The organism is Streptomyces sp. LUP30 (genome assembly GCF_001746365.1).
GTDB lineage: Bacteria > Actinomycetota > Actinomycetes > Streptomycetales > Streptomycetaceae > Streptomyces.
Genome location: NZ_MJAJ01000020.1, coordinates 11848 through 32612, shown reverse-complemented (window position 1 = coordinate 32612; position 20765 = coordinate 11848). Strand labels below are relative to the sequence as shown.

General features: G+C 71.4%; 16 protein-coding genes and 1 pseudogene. 8 read left to right on the top strand and 9 right to left on the bottom strand.

Annotated features, from left to right (window positions below; genetic code table 11):
* Nucleotides 1–40 precede the first annotated feature (40 nt).
* Nucleotides 41–514 (top strand): type II 3-dehydroquinate dehydratase, encoded by a 474-nt coding sequence (aroQ, locus tag BG482_RS18350; protein ID WP_069770143.1) that lies wholly within the window; start codon nucleotides 41–43, stop codon nucleotides 512–514.
* 49 nt (nucleotides 515–563) lie between these two features.
* On the opposite strand, the gene BG482_RS18345 is transcribed toward aroQ, so the two are convergent.
* From BG482_RS18345 to BG482_RS18330, 5 genes and pseudogenes are all read right to left on the bottom strand, one after another.
* Nucleotides 564–1316: an amino acid ABC transporter ATP-binding protein gene (locus tag BG482_RS18345; RefSeq protein ID WP_176741412.1), complete on the bottom strand. Its 753-nt coding sequence runs from the start codon at nucleotides 1314–1316 to the stop codon at nucleotides 564–566.
* Nucleotides 1313–2233, bottom strand: coding sequence for an amino acid ABC transporter permease (locus tag BG482_RS18340; protein WP_069770142.1), 921 nt, complete (start codon nucleotides 2231–2233; stop codon nucleotides 1313–1315). The genes BG482_RS18345 and BG482_RS18340 overlap by 4 nt, the downstream gene beginning before the upstream one ends.
* The gene (locus BG482_RS18335) at nucleotides 2230–3114 is read right to left on the bottom strand and encodes an ABC transporter substrate-binding protein (RefSeq protein ID WP_069770141.1); all 885 of its coding nucleotides are present in this window, start codon (nucleotides 3112–3114) and stop codon (nucleotides 2230–2232) included. The genes BG482_RS18340 and BG482_RS18335 overlap by 4 nt, the downstream gene beginning before the upstream one ends.
* A gap of 301 nt (nucleotides 3115–3415) precedes the next feature.
* A pseudogene (locus BG482_RS41170) lies at nucleotides 3416–3604 on the bottom strand (MBL fold metallo-hydrolase); the annotation flags it as partial.
* Between the two features lie 120 nt (nucleotides 3605–3724).
* On the bottom strand, nucleotides 3725–4348 hold the full coding sequence (locus BG482_RS18330; protein WP_069770140.1) for a TetR/AcrR family transcriptional regulator: 624 nt from the start codon (nucleotides 4346–4348) through the stop codon (nucleotides 3725–3727).
* A gap of 419 nt (nucleotides 4349–4767) precedes the next feature.
* Here BG482_RS18330 and BG482_RS18320 point away from each other — a divergent pair, with 419 nt between their 5' ends.
* Both BG482_RS18320 and BG482_RS18315 read left to right on the top strand, forming a co-directional pair.
* A complete protein-coding gene (locus tag BG482_RS18320; protein WP_069770138.1) occupies nucleotides 4768–5787 on the top strand; it encodes an NAD(P)/FAD-dependent oxidoreductase in 1020 nt (339 codons plus the stop codon).
* Between the two features lie 94 nt (nucleotides 5788–5881).
* A complete protein-coding gene (locus tag BG482_RS18315; RefSeq protein ID WP_069770137.1) occupies nucleotides 5882–7513 on the top strand; it encodes an MFS transporter in 1632 nt (543 codons plus the stop codon).
* 563 nt (nucleotides 7514–8076) lie between these two features.
* Here the strand turns inward: BG482_RS18315 and BG482_RS18310 are convergent.
* Both BG482_RS18310 and BG482_RS18305 read right to left on the bottom strand, forming a co-directional pair.
* A complete protein-coding gene (locus BG482_RS18310) occupies nucleotides 8077–8730 on the bottom strand; it encodes an MBL fold metallo-hydrolase (protein WP_069770136.1) in 654 nt (217 codons plus the stop codon).
* Nucleotides 8731–8739: 9 nt separating this feature from the next.
* Complete coding sequence (locus tag BG482_RS18305; protein ID WP_069770219.1) at nucleotides 8740–9426, bottom strand: maleylpyruvate isomerase family mycothiol-dependent enzyme; 687 nt, start codon at nucleotides 9424–9426, stop codon at nucleotides 8740–8742.
* Nucleotides 9427–9660: 234 nt separating this feature from the next.
* On the opposite strand from BG482_RS18305, the gene uvrA reads away from it, so the two are divergent.
* Entirely contained in the window at nucleotides 9661–12681 is a 3021-nt protein-coding gene (gene uvrA / locus BG482_RS18300; RefSeq protein WP_069770135.1) for an excinuclease ABC subunit UvrA, read from the top strand.
* A gap of 178 nt (nucleotides 12682–12859) precedes the next feature.
* On the opposite strand, the gene BG482_RS18295 is transcribed toward uvrA, so the two are convergent.
* Nucleotides 12860–13780, bottom strand: coding sequence for a carbohydrate kinase (locus BG482_RS18295; RefSeq protein ID WP_069770134.1), 921 nt, complete (start codon nucleotides 13778–13780; stop codon nucleotides 12860–12862).
* A 338-nt stretch (nucleotides 13781–14118) separates the two neighbouring features.
* Entirely contained in the window at nucleotides 14119–15102 is a 984-nt protein-coding gene (locus BG482_RS18290; RefSeq protein ID WP_069770133.1) for a hypothetical protein, read from the bottom strand.
* 309 nt (nucleotides 15103–15411) lie between these two features.
* Between BG482_RS18290 and uvrC the strand changes: the two genes are divergently transcribed.
* Genes uvrC through whiA form a run of 4 tightly spaced genes read left to right on the top strand, consistent with a single transcriptional unit; the run spans nucleotide 15412 to nucleotide 20733 of the window.
* A complete protein-coding gene (gene uvrC, locus BG482_RS18285; protein ID WP_069770132.1) occupies nucleotides 15412–17625 on the top strand; it encodes an excinuclease ABC subunit UvrC in 2214 nt (737 codons plus the stop codon).
* Complete coding sequence (gene rapZ, locus BG482_RS18280; RefSeq protein ID WP_079141890.1) at nucleotides 17622–18689, top strand: RNase adapter RapZ; 1068 nt, start codon at nucleotides 17622–17624, stop codon at nucleotides 18687–18689. The genes uvrC and rapZ overlap by 4 nt, the downstream gene beginning before the upstream one ends.
* Nucleotides 18686–19753 carry a uridine diphosphate-N-acetylglucosamine-binding protein YvcK gene (gene yvcK, locus BG482_RS18275; RefSeq protein WP_069770130.1) on the top strand — a complete coding sequence of 356 codons (1068 nt, stop codon included), beginning with the start codon at nucleotides 18686–18688 and terminating at the stop codon, nucleotides 19751–19753. The genes rapZ and yvcK overlap by 4 nt, the downstream gene beginning before the upstream one ends.
* Nucleotides 19744–20733 carry a DNA-binding protein WhiA gene (gene whiA, locus BG482_RS18270; protein ID WP_069770129.1) on the top strand — a complete coding sequence of 330 codons (990 nt, stop codon included), beginning with the start codon at nucleotides 19744–19746 and terminating at the stop codon, nucleotides 20731–20733. The genes yvcK and whiA overlap by 10 nt, the downstream gene beginning before the upstream one ends.
* Nucleotides 20734–20765: the final 32 nt, after the last annotated feature.

Below are 20765 nucleotides of genomic sequence, written 5' to 3'. Positions count from 1 at the left end.
CGGTCCTCGACGGGCCGCTCCCGAACGGACCGGAGGAACCGTGCCCCGCACCCTGGCCAACGCCCCGATCATGATCCTCAACGGGCCCAACCTGAACCTCCTGGGCCGCCGCCAGCCGGAGATCTACGGTACCGACACGCTCGCCGACGTCGAGGCGATGTGCGTCAAGGCGGCGGCCGCGCACGGCGGCACGGTGGACTTCCGCCAGTCCAACCACGAGGGCGAACTGGTCGACTGGATCCACGAGGCACGGCTGCACCACTGCGGCGTCGTGATCAACCCGGGCGCCTACTCGCACACCTCGGTGGCGATCCTGGACGCGCTCAACGCCTGCGACGGCCTTCCGGTGCTGGAGGTCCACATCTCCAACATCCATCAGCGCGAGTCGTTCCGGCACCACTCGTACGTGTCGCTGCGCGCCGACGGCGTCATCGCCGGCTGCGGCGTGCAGGGCTACGTGTTCGGCGTGGAGCGCGTCGCGGCGCTGGCCGGGGCGGGGAAGACCGAGGCGTAAGGACCGCCTCCAGGGACGACGGGCCTTACCAAGCCTTGCCCGTCGCCGGTCACAGACGTCCGGCCTTCACGATCCGCCGCAGGAAGCGCCGGGTGCGCTCCTGCTGCGGGTCTGCGAAGACCTGCTCGGCGGTGCCGCGCTCCAGCACGACGCCCGCGTCCAGGAAGCACACCTGGTCGGCGACCTCGCGTGCGAAGCCCATCTCATGGGTGGCCAGCACCATGGTCATGCCGTCCCCCTTCAGGTCGCGGACCACGTCGAGGACCTCGCCCACCAGCTCCGGGTCGAGGGCCGCGGTGATCTCGTCGAGCAGCAGCAGCCGTGGGCGCACGGCGAGGGCGCGCACCAGGGCCACACGCTGCTGCTGGCCGCCGCTGAGCCGGTCGGGGTACTCGCCCGCCCTGCCGCCCAGCCCGAGCCGCTCCAGAAGCTCTCCGGCATGTTCCTCCGCCTCCGCGCGCGGGACGCCGTGCACCCGGCGCGGGGCGAGCGTGATGTTCTCCAGCACCGTCATGTGCGGGAACAGGTTGTAGGCCTGGAAGACGACGCCGATCCTCCGCCGTACCGCGTCCTGGTCCACGCGCGGGTCGGTGATCTCCTCGCCGTCCAGCCAGATCGCGCCGTCGTCGACGTCCTCCAGCAGGTTGGCGCAGCGCAGCAGGGTGGACTTGCCGGAGCCGGAGGCGCCGATCAGCGCGGTCACCGTGTGCGGGGCGACCTCCAGATCGACGTCGCGCAGGACGACGGAGTCGCCGAAGGTCTTGCGGACGGACTCCATCCGCAGCACCGGGGCGTCGCTCATGTCGTTCCTCCCTGTGTGCGCCGGCGGTCCATCCGGGCCGTCACCCAGTCCGTGAAGCGCGTCATCGGAATGGTGAGGGCGACGAAGACCAGCCCCGCCACGATGTACGGCGTGTAGTTGAGGCTGCGGCCCACGATGATGTCCGCCGCGCGGACGGCGTCGATCGCGCCGCCGATCGAGACGAGACCGGTGTCCTTCTGCAGCGACACCAGGTCGTTGAGCAGCGGCGGCACTTGTCGGCGCACCGCCTGGGGGAGCACCACGTACCGCAGCGCCTGCCGGTTGGACAGGCCCAGCGAGCGGGCCGCAGCGCGCTGCGAGGGGTGCACGGACTCGATTCCGGCGCGGAACACCTCGGCGACGTACGCCGAGTACGTCAGCGTCAGCGCCGTGCCGCCGAGCCACACCGGGTCGACCGTCACGCCCTGCAGACGCAGCGCCGGGACGCCCAGGACCACGATCATCAGGTTGATGATCAGCGGCAGACCGCGGAAGAAGTCCGTGTACGCCGCCGCCAGCGCCCGCAGCGGGAAGAACACGGGGCCGCGCAGCGTACGGGCGACGGCGATGAGCATGCCGAGCACCAGCACGGCGACGCCGCACACCAACAGCAGCCGGACGTTCAGCCACAGCCCTTCGAGGACCTTCGGGAGCGCCTCGCGCGCGTACTGCCCGTTGAAGAACGTCTCCTTGGTGCGCGGCCAGCCAGGTGCGCTGACGACGACGAAGTACAGGACGACGCCGGTGACCAGGGTCGACAGCGCGGCGATCGCGGTGGCACGGCGGGCCCGCGCGCGGCGGTGGCGCTCGCGCTCCAGCCGCCGCGGCGACGGGGTGTAGGCCGCGCCGCCGGCCCCCGGCATGTCGCCGTCGTCGTCCGAGCCCTCCGGTCCGGACTCCTGTTCCGTGACCGTCACTTGAGCACCGGGGCGTCGACGGCGTCGGAGAGCCACTGCTGTTCGAGCTTCGCCAGGGCGCCGTTCTCGCGGAGCGCGTCGACGGCGGCGGTCACACAGGGCGTGAGGGCGCTGCCCTTGTCGAGGACCAGCCCGAACTGCTCGGGCGCGGCCCCCTGGTTCTCGAACTGGCCGACGATCTCGGCGTCGGTGACCTCGGCGGCGGTGATGTAGAAGGCGGTCGGCAGATCGACCACGATGGCGTCGACCTGCCCGTTCTTCAGCGCCGACTTGGCCTGGTCGTTCTTGGCGTAGACGGCCGCGTCCCGGGTCGGCTTCACCACGTCGTCGATGTAGTCGAGGCTCGTCGTGCCGACCTGGGCGCCGAGCTTCAGGCCCTTGAGGTCCGCGACGGTCTTCGCCCTGGCGGCCTTGGAGCCCTTCAGGGCGACGACGGCCTGGCGCACGTCGTAGTAACCGGACGAGAAGTCCACGGCCTTCTTGCGCTCGTCGCTGATCGAGACCTGGTTGATGTCGAAGTCGAAGGTCTTCGCACCCGGCGCGAAGGCCTTGTTGAACGGCACGCTCTGCCAGACGACGGCGCTCTTGTCGTAACCGAGCTGCCGGGCCACCGCGTAGGCCACCGCGGACTCGAAGCCCTTGCCGTCGGACGGCTTGCCGTCCTTGAACCACGGCTCGTACGCCGGCTCGTCGGTGGCGATCGTCAGCTTCCCCGAGGTCCCGGTCGCCAGCTTGCCCTTGACGCAGGCGCTCGCGCGCGAACCGGAAGGCGTGGAAGCCGCCTTCTCCTCCGGCTGCGGGGCGCAGCCCACGGCGGTGGCGAGAAAGGCCACGGTGGCGCCGGCGACGGCGCGGCGCAGTACACGAGGGGCGAGGTGCATGGCGGGAGAGTGGCAGCGAAACGCCTGTTTGTCGAGGTCACACCATCATCTGTCCGCATTCTGGGAACGGGTGTTGCGTTCTCGTGAACACGGCGGGAGAGAGGCCCGGGCCGCCGGCCGAGGGCGGGGATCGTAGACCGGCGGCCCTTCCGCGCCGGAGCCGTCATCCCGCGCGGGGCTGCCACCAGTTGACCGCGCAACCAGGTGCGCCGGGAGCGTGCTCACGGCATGGGCGCGTGCGTACGGTTCACACGGGGCGCGCGTCGGACGACGTGCGCCCCGTGGCCTGTCCGGACGGACCTCACCACCCGCGCGCGTGCCACTCCGGCAGGTGCGGCCGCTCGGCGCCCAGCGTGGTGTCGTCGCCGTGCCCGGGGTAGACCCAGGTCTCGTCCGGCAGGACGTCGAAGATCTTCGTCTCGACGTCGTGGATCGGAGGGGCGAACGCCTCGGGGTCCTTGCGGGTGTTGCCCACGCCTCCCGGGAACACCACAGCACGCGCCAACACACGAGGTCACGGCGGCGCGTAAACCTGCGGGCCGTGCCTCCGCGGCGTCGAAGTGGGCCGACGGCATCAGATGCCTGTGCACTGCGGCCGGCCGTGCCCTTCTCAGCGGTGGCGCGGGCGAGGCAGCAAGGCGAACGCGCTCTCCGCTATCGAGGTCAGGCGGGCGGGACTGTGGCCGTACGCGCCTACGACATCGGTCCCGCGGATGATGGTCAGCAGCAGGTAGGCAAGGTCGTCGGGATCCGCGTCGGGGTCGAGGTCGCCGTTGCGCTGCGCCGCTCGCACGCACTCGGCCACCGCCGTGGCGACCACGGAGAAGCAGTCGTTGGCCAGGCGTTTCACCTCGGCGTCGGAGGCGCCGATCTCCAGGGCCATCTTGGCGGCGAAGCAGGCCGCCCCCGCCCGGTCAGAGGCGGGGGGTACGTCGGCGGCGAGTGGCACCCCGTGGACGGCGCGGAGCAGGTATGCGTGCAGTCGTTCCAGGGCGCCCTCGTCCGGTCCGGCGAGCGCATTCCGCGGACCCTGCGCCAGCCGGGCGAAGTAACCGGCCATCGCCTGCAGCAGCACGCCGTGCTTGCCGTCGAACGCGGCATAGAGGCTGCCGCGGCCCAGGCCGGTGGCCGAGCTGATGTCGTCGACGCTCGTGCCGTTGTAGCCCGAGGCGCGGAACTGCCGCTCGGCGGCATGGAGGACGTGGTCGCGGTCAAAGCTTCGTGGTCTCGCCATACGCCGAAGGTAAAGCCGACCCGCCGTACTTGACAACTCAGTACAGAACTACCTACGTTTCTGACTGTTCAGTACACAACCATCCCGAGCTCACCGGACAGGGTGCGTGCACGTCTGGCGCGATGGAGAGCAACCCATGCCTTTGCACTCCTCCGCGCCGCCCGGCATTGCGACGTCGTCCAGGCCGCCACGGCCCGGTCGGATCCTCGCGATCCCGGCGACGGCGAGTTTCATCGCCGGACTGGATCTGTGCATCACGAACGTCGGGCTGTCCTCGGCGCGGGGCACTTCCCGCACCTCGAACAGCCCTGGACGGTCGCCGATCACATCCTGGGCCTCCTGAACAGCTGGCCACCCTCCGACCACCCAGAACTCGAAAGGTCGACCGAACCATGACTGACAAGGAAAGGCAGGAGGTCATGGCTGTGACGACTCCTCCGTACGCGAGCGACGCACTGGCCGAGGGGACCGTCGACGCGGTGGTGATCGGCGGGGGCGCCGCGGGACTGAACGGTGCACTGATCCTCGCCCGCTCCCGCCGCTCGGTCGTCGTGATCGACAGCGGCTCCCCGCGCAACGCGCCCGCGGAGGCCGTGCACGGCCTCATCGCCCTGGACGGCACCCCGCCGCCCGAGATCCTGCGACGGGGCCGGGAGCAGGTGCGCCAGTACGGCGGACACGTCGTGTCCGGCGAGGTGGTCTCGGCCGAGTCCGCCGCCCCGTCGGCGGACGGGGACCTGCGGTTCACCGTCACCCTGGCCGACGGCCGCCGCATCACCGCCCGCCGCATCCTGGTGGCCACCGGACTGAAGGATGTGCTCCCGGAGGTGCCCGGGCTCGCCGAGCACTGGGGGCACAGTGTGGTGCACTGCCCGTACTGCCACGGCTGGGAGGTGCGCGACGAGCCCATCGGCATCCTTGCCACCGGGCTGCCTTCCATCGGTCACGCGTATCTGTTCCGTCAGCTGACCGAGGACCTGACCTACTTCACCCACGGCACCGACCTGGACGAGGACAGCCGCGTCCGCTTCGCCGCCCGCGGCATCCGCGTCATCGACACCCCGGTCACCGAGGTCGTCAACGACGAGGACGGTGCCCTCGCCGGGGTGCGCCTGGCCGACGGCCAGGTCGTGGCCCGCCGCGTCCTCGCGGTCGCCGCGCCGATGCAGGCCCGCACGCAGGGCCTGGAAGGTCTGGGCTTGCCGGTGCGGGACGTGCCGAACATGGGCCGCGCTTTCGCCTCCGGCACGGCCGGCACCACCGAGGTGCCGGGTGTGTGGGTGGCCGGCAACGTCACCGATCTGGTCGCCCAGGTCGGGGCCTCCGCAGCGGCCGGCGCACTGGCCGGCGCCGACATCAACAGGATGCTGGCCATCGCGGACGCCGACGCGGCCCTCCAGGGGATCACCGAGGGAAGCCCGCAAGGGGCCACAGGATGATCTTGAAGCCCGGAGATCTCAGCTCGTCGCTCGCTCGCCTCACGGGCGATCAAGTGATGCCGCTCGTCCGCCGCGTCCCCCTCAGGAGCTACTGATGTCCTTCCTTGCGAACACCCCGGTGGAGAAGATGGCCGGGCCTTACGCGCGGCGCTGGTGGGCGCTGCTCGTGCTGTGTCTGAGCCTGCTGATCACGGTGATGGCGAATACGTCGCTGATCGTCGCCGCCCCCGACATGACCACCGAGCTGGGCCTGAGCAGCAGTGATCTGCAGTGGGTCGTCGACAGCTACACCGTTCCGTACGCGGCGCTGATGCTGGTGCTGGGCGCGATCGGCGACAAGTACAGCCGGCGCGGCGCGCTGGTGCTGGGTCTGCTGATCTTCGCCGGCGGTTCGGTGATGGGGAGCATGGTCGACGAGACCTCGCTGGTCATCGTGGCCCGCGCGATCATGGGTGTCGGTGCCGCGGTCGTGATGCCGGCCACGCTGTCCCTGGTGGTCGCGACCTTCCCCCGGAGCGAGCGGGCCAAGGCCATCACCGCCTGGGCCGCGACCTCCGGGGTGGCGGTAGCAGTCGGCCCGCTGGTCTCCGGCTGGCTGCTGGAGGACCACGCCTGGGGCTCGACCTTCCTGATCAACGTGCCGATCGCCCTCGTCGCCGTGTTCGGCGCGCTCACCCTGGTACCGCCGTCGAAGGCGGAGGGCATGGGCCGGATCGACTACGTCGGTGGTCTGCTGTCGATCGTCTCCGTCGGCTCCCTGATCTACGCCGCCATCGAGGGCCCGCACTTCGGCTGGGGCGCCGGCCCCGTCACCGCCGCAGTGATCGCCGGTGCCGGTCTGGTCGCCTTCGTCGCCTGGGAGCTGCGCCACCCGCACCCGATGCTGAACGTCCGAAAGTTCGTGCTGCGCCCCTTCACCGGCTCGATGCTCGCGGTGATGTTCTTCTTCTTCGGCATGTTCGCCGTGCTCTACTACTCGACGCAGTTCCTGCAGTTCGTCCTCGGCTACGACGCCCTGGACACGGGCCTACGGCTGCTGCCGCTGGGCGGTGCGGTGTTCCTCGGGTCCGCGGTGACCGGGGCGCTCACCCCGAAGCTGGGGGTGAAGGCGATGGTGGTGACCGGCATGACCATCGGCACGACGGGCATGTTCCTGCTCACCCAGATCGACAAGGGGTCGACGTACGGGGACTTCCTGACACCGCTGATGATGCTGGGCCTCGCGCTCGGACTGAGCATCTCCCCGGCGACCGACACGATCATGGGCTCCTTCCCCGAGTCCGAGCTGGGCGTCGGCGGCGGTGTCAACGACACCGCGCTGGAGCTGGGCGGAGCGCTGGGTATCGCGGTGCTGGGCTCGCTGCTGGGCACGGCCTACCGGGACGAGCTGACCGACCTGGTGGGCAACCGGCTCCCGGCGGAGGCGATGGAGACCGCCAAGGACTCGGTCGGCGCCGGCCTGGCCGTCGCGCAGCGGGTCGCGCAGGATCCCTCCGCAGGGCCCCAGCAGGCCCAGGTCGCCGTGGACGCCGTCCACCAGGCCTTCGCCCACGGCGTCGCCCAGGCCAGCCTCATCGGCGGGATCATCATGGCCGCCGGAACACTGATCGTCCTCGCGATCATGCCGGGCCGGCGCGGGTTCGCGAAGAAGGCCTCCGAGCCGGGGTCCGCGACGACGGCGAACGAGGCGGCGACTGTGCCGGAGCACACCGGGTCCACCCGCTAGATCGCCGGCGGGGCGTTCACCGGATCGCCGGGGACGCGCCCGCCCGAGCGACGGGCACCGCCTTCGCCGGGGCGCCCGCCAGGTGCGTCGGGCAGGAGCCCGGCGGCGCGAGACGCGCAGGGCGCGGGCGTGGTCCACGGCCCACGGCCACGCGGATCCTCTGCCGGAACACCTCACCGTCCTCGGCCTCCGGGCCGCTCCGCAGGAGAGCCCCGGGGCGGCCCGGAGGCCAAGGGCCGTGAGGTGACAGCGGCGGTCGCAGCCCGCTTGAGCGCGGCCTCCAGCTGGGTGCGGGTGTTTCGAGCCCGTAGTACGGCTGGGAGCCGAAGGGATGGACTGCGGAGAAGTGGGAGGTCCCGCTGCCTGCCAGGTGTGAACCCGGCCCGGCAGACCGCAGTCCATGCACCAGTTCCCCTGGTCATGGCGGTCACCGCTGCTGGCGTCGGTGACGGTGCTCTGGAGGCCACCGTCCGTGGGGCATGACCCTCCCGAGCGCGGAACGGGCCTGAATGCGCGACCGCCCCCGCTTCGGTTTCGAAACAGGGGCGGTCGTCGTCGGACGGTTACCAGCCTCGTGCGCGCCACTCCGCGAGGTGGGGCCGCTCCGTGCCGATGGTGGTGTCGTTGCCGTGGCCGGGGTAGATCCACGTCTCGTCGGGCAGGACGTCGAAGAGCTTGGTCTCCAGGCCGTCCATCAGGGAGTTGAACTCTTCCGGACGTGTTGTCCTACCAGGACCGCCCGGGAACAGACAGTCGCCGGTGAACACGTGGGGATGGCCGTGCGGGTCGTCGTAGACCAGGGCGATCGAACCGGGTGTGTGCCCGACCAGGTGGCGCGCGGTGAGCTCGACGTTGCCCACCCGGATGACGTCGCCGTCGTCGACCGGGACATCGGTCGGCACCGGGATGCCCTCGGCGTCCTCGCGGCCGGCGTGGGTACGCGCGTGCGTGGCCGCCACGACCTCGGCCAGCGCCTGCCAGTGGTCGCCGTGCCGATGCGTGGTGACCACGGACGCGATGCCGTCGTCGCCGATCGTGCCGAGCAGGGCGTGCGCGTCGTTCGCCGCGTCGATGAGCAGCTGCTCGTCCGTGGCCCGGCAGCGCAGCAGATAGGCGTTGTTGTTCATCGGGCCGACCGCGATCTTGGTGATCATCAGGTCCTTGAGCTCGTGCACGTCCGCCGGGCCGCCGACCGTCACCTGTCCGCTGTACGTCATGGCCGCAGCCTATAGCGGGGGGAGCGCCGGCAGCGGCCCGCCGTCGACCGCCAGCCCGGATCCGTCGCGGCGGCCCGAGAGCCAGCCCAGGAGGTCCGCCGGGGCGCCCGTGACGGTCACCTCGGGACCCTCGGCCTTCCGGCCGGTGTGCCACGCGCGCGTGCCGTCCGTCAGGCGGGTCGGCGGTACCTCGGGATGCCCCTCGAAGCGCTCCGCGAGGAACTCGATCTCCCGCTCGGTGAACTCCTCGGACAGATCCTCCAGCTCATGGCCGATGCCGAGGTCCACGTGGTGCAGCTCGACCTCCACCCACCGGCGGAAGGGCAGCCGGGCCGCCGCGTCGACGACCCCGTTGCGCAGCTCCACCGTGCGCGACCAGTCCGCGGGAGCTGCCCCCGCCGACTGGAAGCGGGCCGCGCTCTCCCGTACGTCCGCGAGCTGGACGTCCAGCGGACGCGGGGCGTCGCGCTCGATGTCCGCGTCGCGGACGTGCGCGTCGGCGTACATGGGGCGGCCTTCGAGGACGTTCACGAGCGCGTCGGCGTTGCGGGCGATGTGAGCCAGGACATGGCCGCGGCTCCAGCCGGGCAGGCGTGACGGTTCGGCCGCGGACGCGTTGTCCAGTTCGGCGACTGCGTTGAGGAGCCGCTCGGTCGCCTCACGTACAGACTCCAGGTCATGAGCGTGATCAATCATGGTCATGACCCTAGCCCCGCCACCCCTTCGGGTGAAGGCGGCCGACGGAGCCCGCAAATCGAATGCACGTGCTATAAGGTCGGTGACGGCGTCGGGCATGCTGGAAGGCCGGGGATTGTTGTGAACCGGTGAATCCGGGATCCATCTCGACCGGCGTTGTCAGTGGCTCCCCCTAGTCTGGGAAAGACGGGGGCCTCGCCCCTGTCACTTCTCTCAAGAAAGGTGCGGACCGGCGTGGCCGACCGTCTCATCGTCCGTGGCGCGCGCGAGCACAACCTCAAGAATGTCTCGCTCGACCTGCCACGCGACTCGCTCATCGTCTTCACGGGCCTGTCGGGGTCGGGCAAGTCCTCGCTGGCCTTCGACACCATCTTCGCCGAGGGTCAGCGGCGCTACGTCGAGTCGCTCTCCTCGTACGCCCGCCAGTTCCTCGGCCAGATGGACAAGCCGGACGTCGACTTCATCGAGGGCCTCTCCCCGGCCGTCTCGATCGACCAGAAGTCGACCTCGCGCAACCCGCGCTCCACGGTCGGCACCATCACCGAGGTCTACGACTACCTGCGTCTGCTCTTCGCGCGCATCGGCAAGCCGCACTGCCCCGAGTGCGGCCGGCCGATCACGCGCCAGTCGCCGCAGGCCATCGTCGACAAGGTGCTGGAGCTGCCCGAGGGCAGCCGCTTCCAGGTGCTGTCGCCGCTGGTGCGTGAGCGCAAGGGGGAGTTCGTCGACCTGTTCGCCGAGCTCCAGACCAAGGGCTACAGCCGCGCAAGGGTGGACGGCGAGACGGTGCAGCTGTCCAGCGCACCCGCCCTGAAGAAGCAGGAGAAGCACACCATCGAGGTGGTCATCGACCGCCTCACGGTCAAGGACACCGCCAAGCGTCGTCTCACCGACTCCGTGGAGACCGCCCTCGGACTGTCCGGCGGCATGGTCGTGCTCGACTTCGTCGACCTCCCCGAGGACGACCCCGAGCGCGAGCGCATGTACTCGGAGCACCTGTACTGCCCGTACGACGACCTGTCCTTCGAGGAGCTGGAGCCGCGCTCCTTCTCCTTCAACTCGCCCTTCGGCGCCTGCCCCGAGTGCACTGGCATCGGCACGCGCATGGAGGTCGACCCCGAACTGATCGTCCCGGACGAGGACAAGTCCCTGGACGAGGGCGCCATCCACCCCTGGTCGCACGGCCACACCAAGGACTACTTCAGCCGTCTGATCGGCGCCCTCGCCGACGCCCTGGGCTTCCGCACGGACATCCCCTTCGCGGGCCTGCCGCAGCGCGCCCGCAAGGCATTGCTGCACGGCCACAAGACGCAGATCGAGGTCCGCTACCGCAACCGGTACGGCCGCGAGCGGGTCTACACGACCCCCTTCGAGGGCGCCGTCCCGTTCGTGAAGCGCCGGCACAGCGAGGCCGAGAGCGACGCCAGCCGGGAGCGCTTCGAGGGCTACATGCGCGAGGTGCACTGTCCCACCTGTGGCGGCACCCGTCTGAAGCCGCTCGTCCTCGCGGTCACCGTGATGGGCAAGTCCATCGCCGAGGTCTCCGGCATGTCCATCAGCGACTGCGCGGACTTCCTGGGCGAGCTCAAGCTCAACGCCCGCGACAAGAAGATCGCCGAGCGGGTCCTGAAGGAGGTCAACGAGCGGCTGCGGTTCCTGGTCGACGTCGGCCTGGACTACCTCTCGCTCAACCGCGCGGCCGGCACGCTCTCCGGCGGCGAGGCCCAGCGCATCCGGCTGGCCACCCAGATCGGTTCCGGCCTCGTCGGCGTCCTGTACGTCCTCGACGAGCCGTCCATCGGCCTCCACCAGCGCGACAACCACCGGCTGATCGAGACCCTCGTCCGCCTTCGCGACATGGGCAACACGCTCATCGTCGTCGAGCACGACGAGGACACCATCAAGGTCGCCGACTGGATCGTCGACATCGGTCCCGGCGCCGGCGAGCACGGCGGCAAGGTCGTGCACAGCGGTTCCCTGAAGGAGTTGCTCGCCAACGACGAGTCGCAGACCGGGCAGTACCTGTCCGGCAAGAAGGCGATCCCGTTGCCCGACATACGGCGTCCGCAGGACCCCTCCCGTCGGCTCACCGTGCGCGGCGCCCGCGAGAACAACCTGCAGGACATCGACGTGTCCTTCCCGCTGGGCGTGTTCACCGCGGTCACCGGCGTGTCCGGTTCCGGCAAGTCCACGCTGGTCAACGACATCCTGTACACGCACCTGGCCCGCGAGCTGAACGGTGCGAGGAACGTCCCGGGACGGCACACGCGCGTGGAGGGCGACGACCTCGTCGACAAGGTCGTGCACGTCGACCAGTCGCCCATCGGCCGCACCCCGCGCTCCAACCCGGCCACGTACACCGGTGTCTTCGACCACGTCCGCAAGCTGTTCGCGGAGACGACCGAGGCGAAGGTCCGCGGCTATCTGCCCGGCCGCTTCTCGTTCAACGTCAAGGGCGGCCGCTGCGAGAACTGCGCGGGCGACGGCACGATCAAGATCGAGATGAACTTCCTCCCGGACGTCTACGTCCCGTGCGAGGTCTGCCACGGCGCCCGCTACAACCGGGAGACCCTGGAGGTCCACTACAAGGGCAAGTCCATCGCCGACGTCCTGAACATGCCGATCGAGGAGGCGACGGGCTTCTTCGAGGCCGTCCCCTCGATCGCCCGGCATCTCAACACCCTGAAGGACGTCGGCCTCGGCTACGTCCGCCTCGGCCAGGCCGCGACCACGCTCTCCGGCGGTGAGGCCCAGCGCGTGAAGCTCGCCAGCGAGCTGCAGAAGCGCTCCACCGGCCGCACGGTCTACGTCCTGGACGAGCCGACCACGGGCCTGCACTTCGAGGACATCAGCAAGCTCCTCACGGTCCTCTCCGGCCTCGTCGACAAGGGCAACACGGTCATCGTCATCGAGCACAACCTCGACGTGATCAAGACCGCCGACTGGGTCGTGGACATGGGCCCGGAGGGCGGCGCGGGCGGCGGTCTCGTCATCGCCGAGGGCACGCCGGAGGAGGTCGCCGGGGTGTCGACCAGCCACACCGGCAAGTTCCTGCGCGAGATCCTCGACGCCGACCGGATCAGCGACGCGGCGTCCGTCCCCGCCCCGCGCCGGGCGGCGGCGAAGAAGACGGCCGCCGCCAAGAAGACCGTCGCGGCCAAGACGGCGACGGCCAAGACGGCGACCGCCAAGAAGGCCGCCGGGTCGGCCAAGGCGACCCCCGCGAAGAAGACGACGCGGGCCCGTAAGGCCTGAGGGCACCCACAACGGGCGGCGCTGCACGGGGACTCCCCGTGCAGCGCCGCCCGTTCGTCCGGCAGCCGCAACCGGAGCCGCAGCCGCAACCGGAGCCGCAGCCGCAACCGGAGCCGCAGCCGCAGCCGCAGCCGCAGCCGCAACCGGAGCCGCGCCGCAGCCGCAGTCGACGCGGCCCCTAGCGGTCCCCGTACGCCCCCAGTTCGGCGGCGTACGGGGGTTCCGCGCCCGCCCGGGAGCAGGTGATCGCCGCCGCGCGCGCTGCGAACCGCAGCAGCTCCTGCCAGCTGGTGGCGCCCAGAGCGGCCGGCGCGGCCGGGGACAGCGCGTCCCGCAGCGAAAGCCCGTGCAGAAGAGCCGCGTTCACGGTGTCCCCGGCGCCGATGGTGTCCACGACGTCCACCTGCTCGCCCGGCACCGAGTACACGGCTCCGTCCCGGGTGAACGCGGTCAGTCCGTCGCCGCCCTGGGTGATCACGACGGCCGAGGGGCCCGCGGACAGCCACTCGTGCGGGGTGCCGCCCAGCCATGCGGCGTCCTCCTCGGAGAGCTTCAGCAGCGACACCGAGGGCAGCCAGCTCTTGAAGCGGGCGCGATACGCGTCGGCGTCCGGTATCAGCCCGGAGCGGATGTTCGGGTCGAGCGCCGTGAACAGGCCCTGCGAGGCGGCGGTGCGCATCAACTCCTCGTACGCGCTCGCGCCCGGCTCCAGCACGAGCGAGCAGGTCCCGAAGGACACCGCACGGGTCCCCGCGGGCAGCGCGTCCGGGGCGGCGAACAGCCGGTCGGCGGTGCCGTCGACGTAGAAGGAGTAGGCGGCCGAACCGTTCGCATCGACCGAGGCGACCGCGAGCGTGGTCGGTTCGGGGCCGCGCTGCACCGCGGACAGGTCCACGCCGGATTCCCGCAGCCTTTCGAGCAGCGCGTCGCCGAAGGCGTCCCGGGAGACTCGGGAGGCGAAGGCCGTGGGGGAGCCGAGGCGGGCCAGAGCGACCGCCGTGTTGTACGGGCCGCCGCCGAGCGCCGGCCGCAGAGCCGCGAGGGCGCCCGTTCCCTGCGGCACCAGGTCGATCAGGGCCTCACCGGCGACGACGATCACGGGGCGGTTCCTCTCTCCGGCTGTCTGCGACCGCTCGGACCGCTGCCCGCGACCCGGCCGCACGAGGTGCGACGGACGAAGGGGCAGGTGAGCCGCCGGCCGGGAAGCTACCCCATTTCACCGTCGCGCCCCAAAAGCCGGCCTGGAGCGCAGCCCAGGGGCGCGCGTCACGGACCGCGCGCCGTACGAGGGGCGGTCACCGACCACGGCAGGAGGGCACGGGCGTTCGCGGACTCCGGCAGCGGACTCCGGCAGAGGAGGGCGAGCGTCCGGCCGGGTCGGGCCGAGACGGTCGGACGGTCCGCGAAGCGCGGCCCGGGCCCACCGACGGCCGTCGGTCACTCCCAGTCCCAGCCGATGCCCACCATGCCCGAGCGCACCCGCGGCTCGACCAGGTGCACCGAACGGTGCCGCCCGCTGAGCGGCAGTTCCTGGCGGCCGCCGCGCGGGGCCGCGGCCGAGTGCTGGGTGAACCGGTGGCAGCGCACGGGCACGGCGAGTTCGTCGAAGCGGATCTGCAGGGCGTACTGGCCGCCCGCCGCGCCGAAGCCGCGGACGTACTCGGTGGAGGCGTCGGCGGTGCCGTCCTCGAAGCCGTAGCGGAAGAGGAAGGTGTCGCCGGCCCGCAGGCGGGTGTCGAAGAGGAGCTCGGCCACGAGCACACCGGCGCCGTGGTGGCGCCGGACGCGCCCGGCCCGGCAGTTCTCCAGGGCGTGCACCGTCATCCCCTCCGGCGCGCACCCCGGGTCGCCGTGATGGACGGCCACGAAACGGTCGACGCCGTCGCGATGGGCGCGCACGATGTGCTGCGACTCCCGTCCGAGCAGCTCGCGGCGGGCCCCGATGCGGACCCGCTCGTGATGGCCCAGCGTGTGCAGTCCGCCGTCCAGCGGGCACTCCAGTTCGCCGAGCAGTTGTTCGAGGATGCCGGAGGCCTGGAGGAGCGAGCGGTAGGAACGTCCCGCGGTCCGCCCGCCCGCCGCGCCGGGCTGCCCGACGTGTCCGCCGTGCGCCTCGTCCGACTCGGCGAGCAGCCGGATCAGGGACTCGTCCGGCAGCCGCAGGATCTCCTCCAGCGCGCGTACCGCGCGCAGCGACTCGGGGCGCTGGGGCCGTCGGGCGCCCTGCTGCCAGTAGCTCAGGCTGGTCACGCCGACCTTGACCCCGTGGCGCGACAGGTGGTGCTGGACACGCTGCAACGGCAGTCCACGGGCCGCGATCGCGGCCCGCAGCGCCACGTGGAAGGGCCCGCCGCGCAGGGCCGTGTCCAGGTCCTCGGTGACGGCGTCGGCGGCGTCCGCGTGCTGTGTGGCGTGCGGCATGCAGGGGCCTCTCTGTGAATGCTCACGACGGCTGGTCGGACCGTGCGTGGGGTGGTCGGGGCCTCTACCGGGCCGCCGGAACTCCTTCACATCCGTAAGGCGGCCTTCAGCGCCCCGAGTTCCCCCGCATTGAAGCGTGTTGACCTAGTCCCGACAACACCTGATGTCCGAGTGGCACGTGCGGGTGGCTCAGTCCGCGCCTGCGGACCCCCGTCCTCCGGATCCGGCTCGTGCGAGGTCGCGCCGCGGACGCCGGGCGTTGTCCACAGGCCCGCCGGAGTGTCACCCCACGCCAGTAGGGTGTGAGACATGGCCGACCCCTCCAGCTACCGCCCCGAGCCGGGACAGATCCCGGACTCTCCGGGGGTGTACCGATTCCGCGACGAGCACCGCAGGGTGATCTACGTGGGAAAGGCGAAGAGCCTGCGCCAGCGCCTGGCGAACTACTTCCAGGACCTGGCGGGCCTGCATCCGCGCACCCGCACGATGGTCACCACGGCCGCGTCGGTGGAGTGGACGGTGGTGTCCACGGAGGTCGAGGCGCTGCAGCTGGAGTACTCCTGGATCAAGGAGTACGACCCCCGGTTCAACGTCAAGTACCGCGACGACAAGAGCTACCCCTACCTCGCGGTGACGATGAACGAGCAGTACCCGCGCGTGCAGGTGATGCGCGGCCACAAGAAGAAGGGCGTCAGGTATTTCGGCCCGTACGCGCACGCGTGGGCGATCCGGGACACCGTCGACCTGCTCCTGCGCGTCTTCCCCGTGCGCACCTGCTCCGCCGGCGTGTTCAAGAACGCCGCCCGCACCGGCCGCCCCTGTCTGCTCGGCTACATCGGCAAGTGCTCCGCGCCCTGCGTGGGCCGGATCTCCCCCGACGACCACCGGGAACTGGCCGACGACTTCTGCGACTTCATGGCCGGCCGCACCGGCACCTACCTCCGCCGCCTGGAGAAGCAGATGATGGAGGCGGCCGAGGAGATGGAGTACGAGCGGGCCGCCCGCCTGCGCGACGACATCGAGGCGCTGAAGAAGGCCATGGAGAAGAACGCGGTCGTGCTCGCCGACGCGACCGACGCCGACCTGATCGCGGTCGCCGAGGACGAGCTGGAGGCGGCCGTCCAGATCTTCCACGTCCGCGGCGGGCGCGTGCGCGGTCAGCGCGGCTGGGTGACGGACAAGGTCGAGGACGTCACGACCGGCGCACTCGTCGAACACGCTCTGCAGCAGCTGTACGGCGAGGAGCGCGGCGACTCCGTCCCCAAGGAGGTCCTGGTCCCCGCGCTGCCCGATCCGGTGGAGCCCGTGCAGGAGTGGCTCACCGAGCGCCGCGGATCCAACGTGTCGCTGCGCATCCCGCAGCGGGGCGACAAGAAGGACCTGATGGCGACCGTCGCCCGCAACGCGCAGCAGGCGCTCGTCCTGCACAAGACCAAGCGCGCCTCCGACCTGACCACCCGCTCGCGCGCCCTGGAGGAGATCGCCGAGGCCCTCGACCTGGACAGCGCCCCGCTGCGGATCGAGTGCTACGACATCTCCCACCTCCAGGGTGACGACGTCGTGGCCTCCATGGTCGTCTTCGAGGACGGTCTGCAGCGCAAGAGCGAGTACCGCCGCTTCCAGATCAAGGGCTTCGAGGGCCAGGACGACGTCCGCTCCATGCACGAGGTGATCACCCGCCGCTTCCGGCGCTACCTCGCCGAGAAGGAGAGGACGGGCGAGTGGACCGACGGCGCGGACGCCCTCGCGGACGGGACGGGAGCCGCCCTCGACGGGACCGGCACGCCGCTCGACGGGACCGGCACGCCGCTCGACGGGACCGGGACGGCGCTCGACGGGACCGGGCCGGCCCTCTCCGGCGGCACGCCGGCCGTCGTCGCCGACGCGGGCGAAGCGCCTCTCACCAGCAGCCTCAACAGCCTCAAGGACGACGACGGCCGTCCCAGACGCTTCGCCTACCCGCCCCAGCTCGTCGTCGTCGACGGCGGTCAGCCGCAGGTCGCGGCGGCCAGGAGGGCGCTGGACGAGCTGGGCATCGACGACATCGCCGTCTGCGGTCTGGCCAAGCGGCTGGAGGAGGTCTGGCTGCCGGACGACGACGATCCGGTCGTCCTGCCCCGCAGCAGCGAGGGCCTCTATCTGCTTCAGCGCGTCCGCGACGAGGCACACCGGTTCGCGATCACCTACCAGCGCACCAAGCGGGCCAAGCGCTTCCGGGCCGGTCCGCTGGATGAGGTGCCGGGCCTCGGCGAGACGCGCAAGCAGGCGCTGATCAAACACTTCGGCTCGGTGAAGAGGCTGCGGGCCGCCACCCTCGACCAGATCTGCGAGGTCCCGGGCATAGGCCGCAAGACGGCGGAGACCATCGTCGCGGCCCTTGCCCTGGCGGCGCCGCCCGCCCCCGCCGTGAACACGGCGACCGGAGAGATCATTGATGATGAGGAACCCGACACCACGACGGGTTCCCCCGGAGCCCCCGTCACGTCGGGCGCCCCGGAGCAACGACGGGGGCAGGAGACATGACCGACCACGACGCACACCCCACGGCCCAGCCGCAACAGACGCCCACTACTGTGCCCACAGCCGATTCCCGGCCCGACCCCCAAGGGCCCGGCGAGGCTGCCGCACCGCCCCCCGCGGTCGCCGACAGCCCTGGGCAAGAAGCACGCCACGAAGACGGAGCACAGGTGAGTACGGACGTCACGCCGCCCGGGATCCCCGACGCGGCCATTCCCGAGCTGGTGATCATCTCCGGCATGTCCGGAGCCGGCCGTTCGACGGCGGCCAAGTGTCTGGAGGACCTCGGCTGGTTCGTGGTCGACAACCTCCCGCCCGCCCTGATCCCCACCATGGTGGAGCTCGGCGCCCGCTCCCAGGGCAATGTGGCCCGCATCGCGGTCGTCGTCGACGTCCGCGGACGGCGCTTCTTCGACAACCTCCGCGAGTCCCTCGCCGACCTCGAGTCGAGGAGCGTCACCCGGCGCATCGTCTTCCTGGAGTCGTCCGACGACGCGCTGGTGCGCCGCTTCGAGTCGGTGCGCCGGCCGCACCCCCTCCAGGGCGACGGCCGCATCGTCGACGGCATCGCCGCCGAGCGCGAACTCCTGCGCGAGCTGCGCGGCGACGCCGACCTGGTGATCGACACCTCCAGCCTGAACGTGCACGAGCTGCGGGCCAAGATGGACGCCCAGTTCGCCGGCGAGGAGGAGCCCGAGCTGCGGGCCACCGTCATGTCGTTCGGCTTCAAGTACGGCCTGCCGGTCGACGCCGACCTCGTGGTGGACATGCGCTTCCTGCCCAACCCGCACTGGGTCCCTGAGCTGCGCCCCTACACCGGCCTCAACGAGGAGGTCTCCGCGTACGTCCTCAACCAGCCCGGCGCGAAGGAGTTCCTCGACCGGTACGCGGAGCTTCTCCAGCTGGTCGCCGCGGGCTACCGCCGGGAGGGCAAGCGCTATGTGACCATCGCGGTCGGCTGCACCGGCGGCAAGCACCGGTCGGTGGCCATGTCGGAGAAGCTCGCCGCGCGCCTCGCGGCCGAGGGCGTGGAGACGGTGGTCGTGCACCGGGACATGGGACGGGAATGACCGGACGTTCTCCACGGCTCGGCCGTCTGCGCAGGACCGCACCCGACGGGCGCGTGAGCCGGCCGGTCGAGGCCCGCGGCGGTAAACCACGCCGTCGCGGCACCCAGCCCAAGGTCGTCGCCCTCGGCGGCGGCATGGGCCTGTCCGCCTCGCTCACCGCGCTGCGCCGGATCACCGGCGACCTCACCGGGGTCGTCACGGTGGCCGACGACGGCGGCTCCAGCGGCCGCCTGCGCGACGAGCTGGGCGTGCTGCCGCCGGGCGACCTGCGCAAGGCCCTGGCCGCGCTGTGCGGCGACGACGACTGGGGCCAGACCTGGGCCCGGGTCATCCAGCACCGTTTCCAGTCGCAGGGCGAGATCAACGGGCACGCCGTCGGAAACCTGCTGATCGTCGCCCTGTGGGAGCAGCTCGGCGACCACGTCCAGGCCCTGGACCTGGTCGGCAAGCTGCTCGGCGCGCAGGGGCGGGTGCTGCCCATGTCCGCCGTGCCGCTGGAACTCCAGGCACTGGTCAAGGGACATGATCCGCTGCGGCCGGACGACGTGGACACCGTCCGCGGACAGGCGACCGTGGCGCTGACGCGCGGCGAGGTGCAGTCCGTGCATCTGGTCCCGCACGACCCGCCGGCCGTCCCGGAGGCCGTCGACGCCGTCCTGGACGCCGACTGGGTGGTGCTCGGGCCCGGCTCCTGGTTCTCCTCGGTCATGCCGCATCTGCTGGTGCCCGACCTGCTGGACGCCCTCATGGCGACGAAGGCGCGCCGGGTGCTCTCGCTGAACCTCGCGCCGCAGCCGGGAGAAACCGATGGCTTCTCCCCGCAGCGTCATTTGGAGGTTTTGGGACGACACGCCCCTAAACTCGCCCTGGACGTGGTGCTGGCCGACGAGGCCGCCGTGCCCGACCGCGACTCGCTGGCCGAAGCCGCCGAACGGTTCGGGGCGGCGGTCGAACTGGCGCCGGTGGCCCGGCCCGACGGAACCCCGAGGCACGACCCGGAGCTGTTGGCCGCCGCGTACGACCGTATTTTTCGGATGCATGGAAGGATCGGCCCATGGCGATGACGGCAGCGGTGAAGGACGAGATCTCCCGGCTCCCCGTCACCCGGACCTGCTGCAGAAAGGCGGAGGTCTCCGCCCTTCTGCGGTTCGCCGGCGGCCTCCACCTGGTGAGCGGGCGCATCGTGATCGAGGCGGAGCTGGACACCGCGATGGCGGCCCGTCGGCTCAAGCGGGACATTCTGGAGATCTTCGGCCACGGCTCGGAGCTGATCGTGATGGCGCCCAGCGGCATCCGCCGCGGCTCGCGCTACGTCGTGCGCGTGGTCGCGGGCGGCGACCAGCTGGCCCGGCAGACGGGACTCGTGGACGGCCGCGGCCGCCCGATCCGGGGCCTGCCCCCGCAGGTGGTCTCCGGCGCGACCTGTGACGCGGAGGCGGCCTGGCGCGGCGCCTTCCTGGCACACGGCTCGCTCACCGAGCCCGGCCGCTCGTCCTCCCTGGAGGTGACCTGCCCGGGCCCGGAGGCCGCGCTCGCGCTGGTCGGGGCGGCCCGCCGGCTGTCCATCGCGGCCAAGGCCCGCGAGGTGCGCGGGGTCGACCGGGTCGTCGTCCGCGACGGCGACGCGATCGGCGCGCTCCTCACCCGGCTGGGCGCGCACGAGTCGGTGCTGGCCTGGGAGGAGCGCCGGATGCGGCGCGAGGTGCGCGCCACGGCGAACCGGCTCGCGAACTTCGACGACGCCAACCTGCGCCGCTCGGCGCGCGCGGCCGTCGCCGCCGGGGCCCGCGTCCAGCGCGCCCTGGAGATCCTCGCGGACGACGTGCCCGAGCACCTCGCGGCGGCCGGGCGGCTGCGCATGGACCACAAGCAGGCCTCCCTGGAGGAGCTGGGCGCGCTCGCCGACCCGCCGCTGACGAAGGACGCGGTCGCCGGCCGGATCCGCCGGCTGCTGGCGATGGCCGACAAGCGCGCCTCCGACCTCGGCATTCCGGGCACGGACGCCAACCTCAGTGACGAACTCGCCGACAACCTGGTCGGCTGACGCACCCTCAGAACGCCGGTGGCGTCGCCCGA

Excerpts from the sequence above, each read along its gene's own strand:
- uvrC (WP_069770132.1), top strand. The coding sequence starts at position 15,412 with ATGGCCGACCCCTCCAGCTACCGCCCCGAGCCGGGACAGATCCCGGAC.
- whiA (WP_069770129.1), top strand. The coding sequence starts at position 19,744 with ATGGCGATGACGGCAGCGGTGAAGGACGAGATCTCCCGGCTCCCCGTC.
- BG482_RS18330 (WP_069770140.1), bottom strand. The coding sequence starts at position 4,348 with ATGGCGAGACCACGAAGCTTTGACCGCGACCACGTCCTCCATGCCGCC.
- BG482_RS18335 (WP_069770141.1), bottom strand. The coding sequence starts at position 3,114 with ATGCACCTCGCCCCTCGTGTACTGCGCCGCGCCGTCGCCGGCGCCACC.
- BG482_RS18305 (WP_069770219.1), bottom strand. The coding sequence starts at position 9,426 with ATGATTGATCACGCTCATGACCTGGAGTCTGTACGTGAGGCGACCGAG.
- BG482_RS18345 (WP_176741412.1), bottom strand. The coding sequence starts at position 1,316 with ATGAGCGACGCCCCGGTGCTGCGGATGGAGTCCGTCCGCAAGACCTTC.
- BG482_RS18315 (WP_069770137.1), top strand. The coding sequence starts at position 5,882 with ATGTCCTTCCTTGCGAACACCCCGGTGGAGAAGATGGCCGGGCCTTAC.
- BG482_RS18290 (WP_069770133.1), bottom strand. The coding sequence starts at position 15,102 with ATGCCGCACGCCACACAGCACGCGGACGCCGCCGACGCCGTCACCGAG.
- BG482_RS18320 (WP_069770138.1), top strand. The coding sequence starts at position 4,768 with ATGGCTGTGACGACTCCTCCGTACGCGAGCGACGCACTGGCCGAGGGG.
- BG482_RS18310 (WP_069770136.1), bottom strand. The coding sequence starts at position 8,730 with ATGACGTACAGCGGACAGGTGACGGTCGGCGGCCCGGCGGACGTGCAC.
- rapZ (WP_079141890.1), top strand. The coding sequence starts at position 17,622 with ATGACCGACCACGACGCACACCCCACGGCCCAGCCGCAACAGACGCCC.
- yvcK (WP_069770130.1), top strand. The coding sequence starts at position 18,686 with ATGACCGGACGTTCTCCACGGCTCGGCCGTCTGCGCAGGACCGCACCC.